Raw genomic sequence first — 13,949 nt, 5'->3', positions numbered from 1 at the left:
CACCCAAGGTAAGGCGGAAGTCAATACCGAATCGAGATCAAAACATATGTTTGGCGACTGTGAGATCTGGAAAGGGACGTTTATTCAGGCCCCGCTGGCGCGTTCTCGCAACACGCGTCGCTGCTGTTCCAGCGCCACGAGTTCGCCGAACAGCCGGTTGTACTCCTGCTGCTCCTCGACCGGGTTGAGCCGCTGCAGCCGGGACTTCACCTGGGCGATGGCCCGGCCGACCGCGACCTCCTGGATCTTGGCCAGGACGGCCGCGCCGTACCGCTCCTCGATGTTGACGTCGGCGCGCACGGCCTCGACGGCGAACCGGGTGACGAGCGACCTCAGATCGACGCCGGTTTCGCCGGGCGCCGCGGCGTCGGCCTGCTCCAGCAGCCGGTCGACCCACTCGCGTCCGCCGGGCCCCCCGGCGACGGTCCCGCCCGCCGCCACGATGAGCTCGTAGAGCGCGACATGCTCGGGCAGGGTGAACGTCGCCGCGCCGAGCGCGTCGAACTCCGGTCCGAGCAGCGCGGGCCGCTGGACGGCGAGCTTGAGCGCCTCCGCCTCCAGGCGGACCGCGGGGTCCAGGGGCTCCTGGCGTGCCGGGGCGGGCCGCGCGGGCGCGGCCCCACGCGCCGCCTGCCGGCGTCCGGGAGCGTGGCCGCCCTCCTGCGCCCGCCCAACGACCTGCTGTACGCGCTGGATGACGAAGCCCTCGTCGATGAAGCCGAGCCAGCGGTCGAGGTCGACCACGTAGGTCTTGCGCAGCCCGGGGTCCTTGATCGAGGCCACGATGGGCGCGGCGGCGTCGAGCGCGGCCAGGCGTCCCTCGTTGGTGTTGAGGTCGTAGCGCGACAGGGTGCTGCGGATCGCGAAGGCGAACAGCGGCTCGCGGCTGGCGATCAGGTCGCGCACGGCGGCGTCGCCCTGCTTGACCCGCAGGTCGCAGGGGTCGAGGCCGTCGGGCTGCACGGCGACGAAGGTCTGCGTGACGAACTTCTGCTCGTCCTGGAACGCGCGCAGGGCGGCCTTCTGTCCCGCCGAGTCGCCGTCGAAGGTGAAGATCACCTCACCCCGGAACTCGGCCTGGTCGAGCAGCAGCCGGCGCAGCACCTTGATGTGGTCCTCCCCGAAGGAGGTGCCGCAGGTGGCCACCGCGGTCGGCACACCCGCCAGATGGCAGGCCATGACGTCGGTGTAGCCCTCCACGATGACGGCCTGCGACCTCTTGGCGATCTCCCGCTTGGCGAGGTCGACGCCGTAGAGCACCGAGCTCTTGTGGTAGATCGGGCTCTCGGGGGTGTTCAGGTATTTGGGACCGTCGTCGGAGTCGAGCAGCTTGCGCGCGCCGAACCCGATGACGTCGCCGGTGATGTCGCGGATCGGCCAGATCAGCCGGCCGCGGAACCGGTCGACGGGGCCGCGCCTGCCCTCGCGGGCCAGCCCGCCCTTGATCAGCTCCTGGGAGGTGAACCCGCGGCCCATGAGGTGCCGCGACAGCGCCTCCCACTCGTTGGGGGCGTAGCCGACGCCGAAGTGCTCCGCGTCGGCCCGCTCGAAGCCGCGCTCGGACAGGAAGCGCCGGCCGGGCGCCGCCTCGGGGGCGGACAGCCGTTCGGCGTAGAACTCGGCGGCGGCGCGGTGCGCCTCGATGAGCCGCAGCCGCTCGCCCTGCTCGCGGCCGGGCACGTAGCCGCCCTGCTCGTAGCGGAGCTGGATGCCGGCGCGCTGGGCGAGCCGCTCGACCGCCTCGGTGAACGTCAGGTTCTCGATCTTGCGGACGAACGTGATGACGTCGCCGCCCTCGGCGCAGCCGAAGCAGTAGTAGTAGCCCCGGGCCGGGGTGACGTTGAAGGATGGAGACTTCTCGTCGTGGAAGGGGCACAGCCCCTTGAGGTTGCCTCCGCCCGCGTTGCGGAGCTGGATGTGCTCGCCGACGACGTCGGCGATCGGCGAGCGCTCCCGCACGAGCGCGATGTCCTCGTCACTGATCCGACCGCTTCGCCCTGCCACGCTCGCGAGTCTAGAGCCTGCCCCCGACAGCCCGGGCGCCCCACCACGGATGGCCGAGGACATGTCACGACTTTTCGGAACCGGTCGTGATGTGCGGCTTGGTCCGTTAGAAAGGAAAGGTTCGGTAACGTCGACCAGGTGGAGATCATGCGATCGGGGAGACTGGCCGCCCTCGCCGGCGCCGCGTTCGTCGCGGCGTCCTGCGGAGCGCCCGCCGGGGTCGCGGGAGTGAGCACGCTGCCGCCCACGCCGCCGCAGGGAAACGGCATCACGGCCGCCATGGACGACGCCCAGCCCGGCCACATCGTGCCTCCGCCCGGCGACGAGCCGGTGCGGGTCCCGCCGCCGAAGGTGTCTCCCTACACGTACGCCTTCCCCATCAAGGGCTGCAGGGTGTCGTACTCCCGCAAGCTGCTCGTGCTGCCCAAGACGATCATCTGGGCGGCCAAGGGCTGCGCGTTCGTGTCGCCGGTCGACGGGGTGGTCCAGGAGGTCAACCTCAGGAACCTCTGGTCGCCCTCCACCGACCGCGGCCCCGACCGCGAGGGCCGGTTCGTCACGATCAAGGGCGAGGACGGCGTGCTGTACCTCGGCGGCCACCTCGACTCCGTGGAGGAGAGCGTCACGCCGGGCACCAAGGTCAAGGCCGGGCAGTTGCTCGGCCGGGTGGGCAACACGGGCAACGCGCGCGACACCGCGAGCAACCTCTACTTCGCCATGTCGTGGCCGGTCGCGCCCCAGTATTGGTGGATACGGCGGGGCGTGGTGCCGCCGTGGCCCTTCCTGGACGCCTGGGACGACGGCAACCGCACCGTCTCGCCGCGCAAGGCCATGCTCACGCTGCGCAAGAAGATGGGCGAGACCCCGCCCTGCACGCAACTGTGCACCTCCAAGCAGGTCACGCCCGTCCCCGAGGAGACCAAGCCGCCCACGAAGAAAAAGAAGAAGAACCGCGGCGGTGGCGGTGACGACGACGTCGTGGTCATCCCGCTCTAGACGAGCGGGCCCCGCGCCGCGGAGAACCGCTTCCGGGCCTCGTGACGGACGGCCGGACCGGCCGTGCCGCCGAGGGAGCGGGGCGGCGGGCTTCGCACGCGGATGACCGTCGCGGCGGGCGGGGTCGTCGCACACGGCCCCGCCCGCGGGACGAGGACGGTCACCAGGGCACCGGGCCGTCCTCGGCGAAGAACCCGCCCGACGGTCCGTCGGCGCCGAGCGTCGCGAGCGTGACCGCGACCGCCGCGCCCTGCGCCGCCGTACGCGGCAGGGACATGCCGAGGTCCCTGGCGAAGTCGGTGTCGCACGCCCCGGGGGCGATGGCGTTGACCAGGATGCCGAGCGGCCGCAGCTCCTTGGCGTACTGGATGGTGAGCATGTTCAGCGCGGCCTTCGACGGCGGGTAGCCCGCGACGGTCTGCCTCCGGGCGAAGTAGTGATCGGGGTCGGTCATGTGCGTCATCGACGCCGTGCCGCTGCTCACGTTGACGATCCGCCCGGCCGGCGACCGCCGCAGCAGCGGCAGCATCGCGTCGGTCACCCGGATGACGCCGAACACGTTGGTCTCGAACACCTCGCGCACCGCACCGAGGTCGACCGAGCCGGGCGTCTGCCGGGCGCCGCCGGAAATGCCGGCGTTGTTGACGAGCACGTCGAGACGGCCGAACCGCTCCCCCACCTGTTGCGCCGCCGCCCGCACGCCCTCCTCGTCGGTGACGTCGATCGTCAGGGGGTGGACCTCCAGGCCCTCCGCCCGCAGCTTCGCGGTCGCCTCGTCCCGGCGCCCCGGATCGCGCGCCCCGAGCAGCACGGTCATGCCGAGCTCGCCGAGCTGCCTGGCGATCTCGTGTCCGATTCCCTTGTTCGCGCCCGTGACCAGGGCGATGGTGTCAGTGCCGTTCATGGAGGCAAGCCCACCATCCCGTCCCTCCCGGTGCCCAACACCGTCTCGGTCACGGGCGATACCCTCGCGGTATGACCGCCGGTGACGACACCGTGGAGACGCGGGAGCTGACCTATTTCGTGGCGGTGGCAGAGGAGCTGCACTTCGGGCGGGCGGCCCAGCGGCTCGGCATCGCGCAACCGCCGCTGTCGCGGGCGATCCAGCGGCTCGAACGCCGCCTCGGGGTGCGGCTGCTGGAGCGCGACCACCGCACGGTGGAGCTGACCGAAGCGGGCGAGACGCTGCTGCGGGAGGGCCACGCCGCGCTCGCCGCGGTGTCGGCGGCCGTACGCAGGACCCGGCGGGCCGGCCGCGACACGCCCTCGCTCGTGCTCGCCGCCAAACCGGGCGGGGACGCCGACCTGCTGCCGGAGATCCTCGCGGCGTACGCGGCCACGCCGGGCGCGCTGCCCGTCGACATCGTCTTCAGCGCCCGGGAGCGAGGGGCGATGGTGCGGGACGGCCGGGCCGACGCCGCCCTGCTGCACGCGCCGCGCGAGGATCTGACCGGCCTGGCGGTCGAGGAGCTCCTGGTGGAAAGCCAGGTGGCGGTGCTCCCCCGGGGGCACCGGCTCGCCGGCCGCGCGGAGCTGTCGATGGCGGATCTCGACGGCGAGCCGCTGCCGCGGTGGCCCGAGGACATCGCCGGGGGCTCCTTCGGCATCGTCGAGAGCGGCCAGCTCATGCATCTTGTGGCGCTCGGCCGGGCCGTGGCGGTCGTCCCCCGGTCGATCCGGGGGAACCTGCGTCACGACCTCGTCGGCGTGCCCGTGCCCGACGCGCCGCCGACGACGCTGGTCCTGGCCTGGCCGCAGGACGCGCGGTCGCGCGCGCTGGCCGCCTTCGTGCGTACGGCGGCGGAGGTGGCGCGGCGGGCCGGACGGCCCTGAGCCGGACACGGTGATCCCCACGCGTCGGCCCGGGGACGGCTCGGGCAGGGGTCAGCCTGCCCTGAGGCTGTGGGCGCCCGCCGACAGGCGGCGGTGCCAGCCCATGGCGGAGGCGTCGGTCAGCGAGGCGATCTGGTCGACCACCGCGCGCAGCCGTCCCGCGTCGTCGGCGGCCTGCTCGAACTGCTGGCGCAGCGCGGGCTCCAGGGTCGCCGGGGCGCCACGCAGGACGAGGTCGCCCAGCTCGGCGATGATCTCGCGCTGGCGGGCCTGGACGGCGTGGTGGTCCTCCCTGGACATCACGTAGCGGGCCGTCACTCCCTTGAGCAGCGCGCACTCCAGGCGGGTCGTCCGCGGCACCACCAGGTCCGCGTCGTACCGGCTCCGGCCGCTCCTGCCGCCCGGCGCGGGGCGGCAGCCGTACGCCTCCCGGGTGGCGTCCTGGGCGGAGCGGCACAGCCGGCCGATGAGGGCGCTGGTGAGCCGCTTGAGCGCGGCGAGGTCGGCGAGCCCGGCGTCGAACGCGGACGGCCACAGCGGCTCGGCGAGCAGCCGGGCGAAGGTCTCCGACAGCTCCTCCAGGGCGGCGTCGGGCGCGTACCACTCCCTCGTCAGGCGGCACACCTCCAGCCGCTCCTCCGGGTCGCGCAGGGCCGCCATCGTGACGTGACCGCACGTCAGCGCGTCCTCCAGATCGTGCACCGAGTAGGCGACGTCGTCGGCCCAGTCCATGACCTGCGCCTCGAAGCCGACCGCGTAGTCGGGCGCCCCCTCCCGCGCCCACAGGAAGACCGCCAGGTCGTCGGGGTAGACGCAGTAGGGCCTGCCCTCGTCGGCGAGCGGGACCCCGGGGATCCGGCAGGAGGACCCGGCCCAGGGATACTTGCAGACCGAGTCGAGCGCGGCCCGGGTGAGGTTGAGCCCGGCGCTGCGGCCGTCCTCGGTGAGGACCTTGGCCTCCAGCCGGGTCAGCAGGCGCAGGTTCTGCGCGTTGCCCTGGAACCCGCCGCACGGCGCGGCCAGCTCGTCGAGTGCTGCCTCGCCGTTGTGGCCGAACGGGGGATGGCCGAGGTCGTGGGCGAGACAGGCGGTCTCCACGAGGTCGGGGTCGCAGCCGAGCACCTTGCCCATCTCGCGGCCGATCTGCGCGCATTCGAGGGAGTGGGTCAGCCGGGTGCGGGGACTGTGCAGGCCGGTGCAGTCGGCGGGGGTCACCACCTGCGTCTTGGCGGCGAGCCTGCGGAGCGAGGCGCTGTGGAGCACGCGTGCCCGGTCCCGCTCGAACGCGCCGCGCTCGGGGTTGCCGGGCGGTTCCGGCACCCACCGTGCCTGGTCGTGCTCGTCGTAGCGGGCCATGCGTCCTCCTTCCTTGTGGCAAACCCCGTGGCTGCGGGGAATGGAGCGTACCCGCGAAGGTCCGGTTTCACGACAGATCCAGTAGTCCGATGGGAGATTGCCCCCTTGCCCGGTAAGCGGCCACGGGTGATGCGCGTCGGCGCCGCCCGGGGACGCCGGTGAGCTGCCCGTCGACGGTGCCGCAGTAGGCGGACTCCTTGCCGATGACCCGGTAGACGCAGTCGGCGTTCTGGACGAGCAGCAGCGCGGCCGCCCGGTTGCGGGAGGTCTCTCGGTCGATCACCTCGTCGGGCGGGTAGAAGCCGGGGTTGCTCCCCCGGGGATACATCTCGAACGTGTACGTGAAGATCTTGTACGTGCCCCACATCCAGTCGTCGATGGAGCCGTCGGTGATGTAGAGGTCGCTCGACTGCTCGGCGGTGTAGCCGTTGGTGGCCGCCATGCGCCGGCCGAGTGCGGCGTGCGCGTCCCGGTCGTCCTGCGTCATGCCCGGGGCGGTGTCGGCCGTCGTGTACCCGTACGGCCAGAGCACCAGCTCGCTGTAGGTGTGCCAGTCGATGGCCGCCTTGATCTGCTGGACGCCGCCGACCACGCGGCTGCGCACGAAGTCGGCCGCCGCCCTGACCTCCGGGGCCGACTCGGCGGCCGAGCCGCGGTAGGTCTCGCTCGACGGGGTGCCGGAGGAGCCGCCGCAGCAGCCCCACCGGTAGGCCCAGTTGCGGTTGAGGTCGGTGCCCACGCCGGAGGACCCGGAGGTGGGCTGGCGGTTCTTGCGCCACGACCGGTAGGAGCCGGTGGCGATGTCGTACTCGCCGCCGTCGGGGTTGAGGTCGGGCAGGATCCAGATCTCCCGCGTGTTCACCAGGTCGGTGATCTGCGCGTCGCCGCCGTAGTTGTCGGTGAACAACCGCAGCAGATAGATCGCCATCTCGACGGTGAGGTGCTCGCGCGCGTGCTGGTGGGCGGTGAACAGCACCTCCGGCTCGTTCTCGTCGATGGCCACGTTGTCGCTGATCTTGACGCCCATCAGGTCGCGGCCCTCGTACGAGCGGCCGTAGCTGAACCTGCGGGCGATCGTGGGATGGGCGGCGACGACCTGGTCGACCAGCGCGCTGAGCTCGGCGTAGTTGTGATAGGCGGAGTCACGCGAGGGGAAGTCGAACGTCTGCGGCCCACGGTCCTCGGCGGGCGACACCAGCTCGGTGACTGTGAACCCGAGCCTGCGGATGGCGTCGGCCTCCTGGGGCGTCGCGGTGACGACCATGCTCCGACCGTGCACCTCGTCGACGGCGGCACCCGTGCGGGCCACCGCGCTGCGCTGCGCGACGTTCGCCGGGCCGTCCACCTGATACTGCCGCGACGGCGACGGCTCCCGGCCCACCTGCCGAGCCTGCCCCACCTGCCGAGCCTGGCCCGCCTGCTCGGCCGACGCCGCGGGCGCCGCGCCGAGCGGTGTGGCTCCGAGCGGTGTCGCTCCGAGCGGTGTCGCGAGGGTGCACAGCAGCGCCGCGGCGACCCCCAGCGCCGGCAGACGGCGACGTCTTCTCACTCCACGCCCTCCCTCTCGGTAGGTACGTAGAGTGATCAGTCAATCGCCCGGCTTCAACATCCACCGGGCCGTGTCGCACGACCCGGTGAACCGCCCGCACTCCGATCTGGTCATTCCACAACCAGTCCGGATGCTCTATGGAATTTCACCTCATCTCGTGTCGGACTGCGCGCAGGTCAGCGCGGCACGGCCCGCCTCCAGCCGGGCCACCGGAATGCGGAACGGGGAGCAGGAGACGTAGTCGAGGCCGATCTCGTGGCAGAAGTGCACCGAGTCGGGGTCGCCGCCGTGCTCGCCGCAGATGCCGAGCTTGATATCCGGCCGGGTGCGCCTGCCCTCCTCGACCGCGACTCGCATCAGCCGTCCGACGCCCTCGCGGTCGATCGACTCGAACGGCGAGACCCCGAAGACGCCCAGGTCGAGATATCTGCTGAAGAAGGCGCTCTCCACGTCGTCGCGGGAGAAGCCCCACGTCATCTGGGTGAGGTCGTTGGTGCCGAACGAGAAGAACTCCGCGGCCTCGGCGATCTGACCGGCCGTCAGCGCCGCCCTCGGCACCTCGATCATCGTGCCGATCGCCGCCGCCACGCCAGCCTCGGCGAGGATCCGCTCCGCCTCCTCCTTGACGATCTCCAGCTCCTGCACCGCGCCGACCAGCGGAATCATGATCTCCGCACGCGCGTCCTCCACCTGCCGGGCCGCCGCGGCGATGGCCCGCACCTGCATGGCGAACAGGCCGGGGATCGTCAGGCCGAGCCGTACGCCGCGCAGGCCGAGCATCGGGTTCTGCTCGTGCAGCCGCTTGACGGCCTCAAGCAGCCTGCGGTCGCGGTCGTCGGCCGCGTCTCCCGCGACGGCCACCTTCACGGCCAGGTCCGTGAGGTCGGGCAGGAACTCGTGCAGCGGCGGGTCGATCAGCCGGATCGTCACCGGCAGCCCGCGCATGGCCGCGAAGATGCCGGTGAAGTCGCCGGTCTGCAGCGGTTCGAGCGCGTCGAGCGCCGCCTGCCGCTCCTCGGGCGTCGCGGCCAGGATCAGGTCTTCGACGAGCCGCCGCCGCTCCCCCAGGAACATGTGCTCCGTACGGCACAGCCCGATGCCCTGGGCGCCGTAGCGCCGGGCTCGGGCGGCGTCCTCGGGGGTGTCGGCGTTGGCCCGTACGGCGAGCCGGCGCACGGAGTCGGCATGGGTCATGATCCGGTCGACGGCCTCCACCAGCTCGTCCTCGGCCGGCTCGCCCTCGAAATACCTGGCGACCGGTGAGGGGGTGACCGGCACCTCGCCCAGGTAGACGGCACCGGTGCCGCCGTCGATGGAGATCACGTCGCCCTCGTTGACGACGATCCCGCCGGGCGCGGTGAACCGGCGGGCGCGCGGGTCGACCTCCAGCTCCTCGGCCCCGCACACGCAGGTCTTGCCCATGCCGCGCGCCACCACGGCGGCGTGGGAGGTCTTGCCGCCTCTGGAGGTGAGCACGCCGCGGGCCGCGATCATCCCGGCGAGGTCGTCGGGGTTGGTCTCCCGCCGCACGAGGATGACCGCCTCGCCCTGCCCGGCCAGCTCGACGGCCCGCTCGGAGCTGAAGACGGCCCTGCCCGCGGCGGCGCCGGGCGAGGCGTTCATGCCGGTGGTCAGCCTGTGGTTGCCGGCCGTCGCGGCGAAGCGGGGGAACATGAGCTGGGCGAGCTGGTCGCCGGTGACCCGGGTGACCGCCTCGTCCATGTCGATCAGGCCCTCGTCCACGAGCTGGGTGGCGATGCGGAAGGCGGCTGCGGCCGTGCGCTTGCCGACCCGGGTCTGCAGCATCCACAGCTTGCCGCGCTCGATCGTGAACTCGATGTCGCACAGGTCGCGGTAGTGCCGCTCCAGCGTCGCCATGATGTCGAGCAGCTCGCGGTAGGCCGCCGGGTTGATCTTCTCCAGCTCCTGCAGGGGGACGGTGTTGCGGATTCCGGCGACGACGTCCTCGCCCTGCGCGTTGCACAGGTAGTCGCCGTAGACGCCCTGGCGTCCCGAGCCGGGGTCGCGGGTGAAGGCGACCCCGGTGCCGGAGTCGGGGCCCATGTTGCCGAACACCATGGCGACGATGTTGACGGCCGTGCCGAGGTCGGCGGGGATGCGCTCCTGCCGGCGGTAGAGGATCGCGCGCGGGGCGTTCCAGGAGTCGAAGACCGCCCTTACGGCGAGGTCCATCTGCTCCCGGGGGCAGGCGGGGAAGTCGCGGCCCGTACGCTCCCGGACGATGCCCTTGAAGATCTCGACCAGCCGCTGGAGGTCGCCGGCGTCGAGCTCGGTGTCCTCCCGCTCGCCCTTGAGGTCGTCCATGGCGTCCTCGAACAGCTCGCCGTCGATGCCCAGGACGGTCTTGCCGAACATCTGGATGAGCCGGCGGTAGGAGTCCCACGCGAAACGGTCGTTTCCCGACTGCTTGGCCAGCCCGATGACGGAGTCGTCGTTGAGGCCGATGTTGAGGACGGTCTCCATCATGCCGGGCATCGAGAACTTGGCTCCCGACCTCACGCTCACCAGCAGCGGGTCGTCCGCCTGGCCGAGGCGCTTGCCCATCCGCGCTTCGAGGGCGGCGAGGTGCTCGCCGATCTCCTCCTCCAGCCCCTCGGGCATGCGGCCGTGCCCCAGATAGTGGCGGCACGCCTCGGCGGTGATCGTGAAGCCGGGAGGCACGGGGAGGCCGATGTTGGTCATTTCCGCCAGATTGGCGCCCTTGCCACCGAGCAGGTCTTTGAGGTCCTTGTTGCCCTCGGTGAAGTCGTAAACGTACTTGGGCATGCGACGCTCCTTCGCCGACTTCAATAAAACCGCGGATGCGGTCCGCAACCGGACTGTACCTAGGAAAAGCAGCACCAAACCTCACCCTTCACCACATATGGCGTCTAAGCAGGTAGGAGGCATTGCAGAGGTCTAATCCAATCAAAGAACGGCCATTTTTCCGGTGATCGCGAACTGGTATAAACCAATTCGTCACCAAGGGCGGCATGAAGGTTCCGGAGCGGCCGAGAGGAAATGGTTTAGACCATTGTCCGGTAAGGCGGAGTTCCGGTGAGTCGGCGATGCGGCGCCGAGTGCATGCGATATAAACGAGGCACCCTCCGAACAGAGTCGAACACGGAGGGTTGTCGGTGTCGCGAGCGTTGTCGCGAGGGGTTCTGGAGCAAGGGGTTCTGGAGCAAGGGGTTCTGGAGCAAGGGGTTCTGGAGCAAGGGCTTCCGGAGCGAGGGGAATCGGCGCGAGTGACGGCGCGGGGAATGACGGCACGAATGCGGGCCGCACGGGTTCTGGCGGCGCGGGTCCAGGCAGCACAGGTCCTGGCGGCACAGGTCCTGGCGGCACAGCGTACGGCGGCGCGGCGCACGGCGACACGGCGCACGGCGACACGGCGGGTCGGGCCGGTGATGGCGGCGGTGGTCGCCGGGCTCGGCACGATGGCGGCGACCACCGGCTGCGGGGCCGCGCGGGTCACCCCGGTGGCGTACGTGTCGAGCACGCCGTCCCTGGCCTGGAAGGCGTGCGAGGAGACGGCGTCCGCCTCGGGCTTCGAGTGCGCCACGCTGCAGGTGCCCCTCGACTACGCCGAGCCGGAAGGCAAGAAGATCGGCATCGCCCTGGTCCGGTTGCGGGCCACCGACCCCAGCCGGCGGATCGGCTCCCTGGTCTTCAACTTCGGCGGTCCCGGCGGCTCCGGCGTCACCACGCTCATCAACGCGGCCCACGCGTTCTCCACCCTGAACACCCGCTATGACCTGGTCGGCTTCGACCCGCGCGGCGTGGAACGCAGCAGCGGCATCCGCTGCCTCACCGGGCCCCAGATGGACCAGTACATGAGCGAGGAGCCCAGCGACGACACCGCGACCGAGACCAAGCTCGTCACGGGATTCGCCCAGGCGTGCGAGCGCAACGCGGGCTGGATCCTCCCCTACGTCGGCACCGTCAACGCCGCGCGCGACATGGAGATGCTGCGCACGGCACTCGGCGAGCCGCACCTCAACTACTTCGGCTTCTCCTACGGCACCCACCTCGGGGCGGTGTACGCCACGCAGTTCCCGAAGAAGGTGGGGCGGATGGTGCTCGACTCGGCCGTCGACCCCTCGGTCAGCATGCTCGAAATGGCCAAGACGCAGACCCTCGGCTTCCAGAAGGCGTACGAGGACTACCTGGCCGACTGCGCCAAGACGCGGACGAGCTGCCCGCTCGGCGCAACCCCCGCCGAGGCGAACGCCACCGTGCTGAAGCTCCTCGACACCCTGGCCCGCACGCCGGGGAAGGTCGGCTCGCGCACGGTCACCGAGGACATCGCCAGGGCGGGCATCACCCAGGCGCTCTACAGCAAGCTCACCTGGCCGCTGCTCACCGAGGCGCTGGACGAGGGCAGGAAGGGCAAGCTCGACGGCCTGCTCGCCCTGGCCGACCAGTACGCCGGGCGGCAGCCGAACGGCACCTACTCGACCCTGCAGTTCTCGCTGCCGTCGGTGCTGTGCGTCGACAGCACCGACCGCCCCTCGGTCGCCCAGGCCAAGGAGCTGGCCCGGCAACTGGAGAAGAAGAGCCCGATCTTCGCCTCGACCGCGATCAGCGCGGGGTCGTGCAGCGTCTGGCCTGTGCGCGGGAACGACGCCGCCCAGCACGTCGACGCCACCGGGTCCAATCCCATCCTGGTCGTCGGCGTCACGAACGACCCGGCCACGCCCTACCAGTGGGCGCCGCGGCTGGCCGAGCAGCTGCGCACCGCCGTGCTGCTGACGCTGAACGGCGAGGGCCACGGCGCGTACGGCCAGGACCAGTGCATCGACGAGAAGGTCAACGCCTACCTGCTGGAGGGGACGGTCCCGCCCAACGGAACGCGCTGCGGCTGAGCACGCTCCCCCGCTCGCTCCGACGCCCTCCACAAGCGGCCCCTCACAAGCGGCCCCTCACAAGCGGCCCCTCACAAGCGGCACAGTGCGGCCGACGTCGGCGCTCACCGTGCCGCCGACGCCCTGCCGCTCAGTGTGTGCCTGTAGGGGGCCCGCTTCTACCGGGCCGTCCGTACGGCGCCGAGCCCGGCCACCACGTGGTCGACGATGCCGTACGCCTTGGCCTCCTCGGCGGTGAACCACCGGTCGCGGTCGGCGTCCGCCTCGATGCGCTCCAGCGGCTGGCCGGTGTGGAAGGCGGTGCGCTCGGCCAGGGTCTTCTTCGTGTGGCGCATCTGCTCGGCCTGGATCGCGATGTCGGCCGCCGTGCCGCCGATGCCGCCGAGCGGCTGGTGCATCATGATGCGCGCGTGCGGCAGGGCGTAACGCTTGCCCTGCGCGCCGGCGCACAGCAGGAACTGTCCCATCGAGGCGGCGAGGCCCATGGTGACGGTCACGACGTCGTTCGGCACATATTGCATGACGTCGTAAATCGCAAGACCGGCCGACACGGAACCACCGGGGGAATTGATGTAAAGGCTGATGTCCCGCGTGGAGTCCTCCGCGCTCAGCAGCAGCAGTTGGGAGCAGATCCGGTTGGCGATGTCGTCGTCGACCTCCTGGCCGAGCACGACGATGCGGCGTTCCAGCAGCTTGTGGCCGAGATCGCCGAAGCCGAACCGGTCGGCGGCGCGGTCGCCTGAGCGCGCGAAGTGGTCCATCTGGTCTCCCTGTTCCGGTAGCCGGGTTATGCCGCGACATTAGTCCCGGAACCCCGGAACAGGACTGCTTATTTCACTCTCAGCACATTTTCGCCGCCGGAAATTACGCTACAAGCATATTTCTCGCGATTAGCCGCGATCTTTCGTGCCGCGAGGCCGGGAGCGGTTCCCGGCGAGCCCGCGGCCCGTCAGACGGCGGGGTCGTACTGGAACGCGCGGACCTCCTGCGCGCACCGGCACGCGACCGCCATCTTCGCGGCCCACTCCAGCGCCGCCTCGCGGGACGGCAGCTCCAGGATGCTGTAGCCGCCTTCGAGCCGCCGCGTCTGCGGGTAGGTGCCCTCGGTCACGGTCCCGTCCCCGTCCACCATGACGGGCGGAACGCTCTCGTCGATGCCGCCGCCGAACACCCAGACACCGGCGTCCTTCGCCTCCTGCACGACGGCGTGCGCCGCGGTCGCGGCCGCCTGCAGCTCCTCGCCGGAAAGGGCCATGGCGGCACTCGGAAACGAGATCAGGTATTTCGCCATCGCGTCGGCTCCCTGGTCGCTCTGCACAGACGGCACCCATCCTCGCCGACGC

10 protein-coding genes are annotated in these 13,949 nt (G+C 71.1%); 3 read left to right on the top strand and 7 right to left on the bottom strand.

All coding sequences use genetic code 11. The features are described 5' to 3' along the window. Nucleotides 1–84 precede the first annotated feature (84 nt). Entirely contained in the window at nt 85–2,004 is a 1,920-nt protein-coding gene (gene dnaG / locus OHB01_RS22460; protein WP_328853928.1) for a DNA primase, read from the bottom strand. A 147-nt stretch (nt 2,005–2,151) separates the two neighbouring features. Between dnaG and OHB01_RS22455 the strand changes: the two genes are divergently transcribed. Beyond that, on the top strand, nt 2,152–3,000 hold the full coding sequence (locus tag OHB01_RS22455; protein ID WP_142649783.1) for a M23 family metallopeptidase: 849 nt from the start codon (nt 2,152–2,154) through the stop codon (nt 2,998–3,000). A 160-nt stretch (nt 3,001–3,160) separates the two neighbouring features. Here OHB01_RS22455 and OHB01_RS22450 read toward each other — a convergent pair whose 3' ends face one another. Beyond that, a complete protein-coding gene (locus OHB01_RS22450) occupies nt 3,161–3,904 on the bottom strand; it encodes an SDR family oxidoreductase (protein WP_142649784.1) in 744 nt (247 codons plus the stop codon). A 71-nt stretch (nt 3,905–3,975) separates the two neighbouring features. On the opposite strand from OHB01_RS22450, the gene OHB01_RS22445 reads away from it, so the two are divergent. Next, nucleotides 3,976–4,833 (top strand): LysR family transcriptional regulator, encoded by an 858-nt coding sequence (locus tag OHB01_RS22445; protein WP_168066232.1) that lies wholly within the window; start codon nt 3,976–3,978, stop codon nt 4,831–4,833. A 51-nt stretch (nt 4,834–4,884) separates the two neighbouring features. Here OHB01_RS22445 and OHB01_RS22440 read toward each other — a convergent pair whose 3' ends face one another. The 3 genes from OHB01_RS22440 to ppdK form a co-directional block, all read right to left on the bottom strand. Then, on the bottom strand, nt 4,885–6,189 hold the full coding sequence (locus OHB01_RS22440) for a deoxyguanosinetriphosphate triphosphohydrolase (protein WP_142649785.1): 1,305 nt from the start codon (nt 6,187–6,189) through the stop codon (nt 4,885–4,887). Nucleotides 6,190–6,256: 67 nt separating this feature from the next. Further along, nucleotides 6,257–7,738 (bottom strand): M14 family metallopeptidase, encoded by a 1,482-nt coding sequence (locus OHB01_RS22435; RefSeq protein WP_261985633.1) that lies wholly within the window; start codon nt 7,736–7,738, stop codon nt 6,257–6,259. Between the two features lie 150 nt (nt 7,739–7,888). After that, a complete protein-coding gene (ppdK, locus tag OHB01_RS22430) occupies nt 7,889–10,525 on the bottom strand; it encodes a pyruvate, phosphate dikinase (protein ID WP_147942304.1) in 2,637 nt (878 codons plus the stop codon). A 488-nt stretch (nt 10,526–11,013) separates the two neighbouring features. Between ppdK and OHB01_RS22425 the strand changes: the two genes are divergently transcribed. After that, nucleotides 11,014–12,606 (top strand): alpha/beta hydrolase, encoded by a 1,593-nt coding sequence (locus OHB01_RS22425; RefSeq protein WP_328853927.1) that lies wholly within the window; start codon nt 11,014–11,016, stop codon nt 12,604–12,606. 158 nt (nt 12,607–12,764) lie between these two features. Here OHB01_RS22425 and OHB01_RS22420 read toward each other — a convergent pair whose 3' ends face one another. After that, a complete protein-coding gene (locus OHB01_RS22420; protein ID WP_142649788.1) occupies nt 12,765–13,367 on the bottom strand; it encodes an ATP-dependent Clp protease proteolytic subunit in 603 nt (200 codons plus the stop codon). Nucleotides 13,368–13,555: 188 nt separating this feature from the next. Next, entirely contained in the window at nt 13,556–13,933 is a 378-nt protein-coding gene (locus OHB01_RS22415) for a YciI family protein (RefSeq protein WP_205830665.1), read from the bottom strand. Nucleotides 13,934–13,949: the final 16 nt, after the last annotated feature.

The organism is Microbispora hainanensis, assembly GCF_036186745.1.
Classification (GTDB): Bacteria; Actinomycetota; Actinomycetes; order Streptosporangiales; family Streptosporangiaceae; genus Microbispora.
This window is presented reverse-complemented; position numbering and strand designations above follow the sequence as displayed.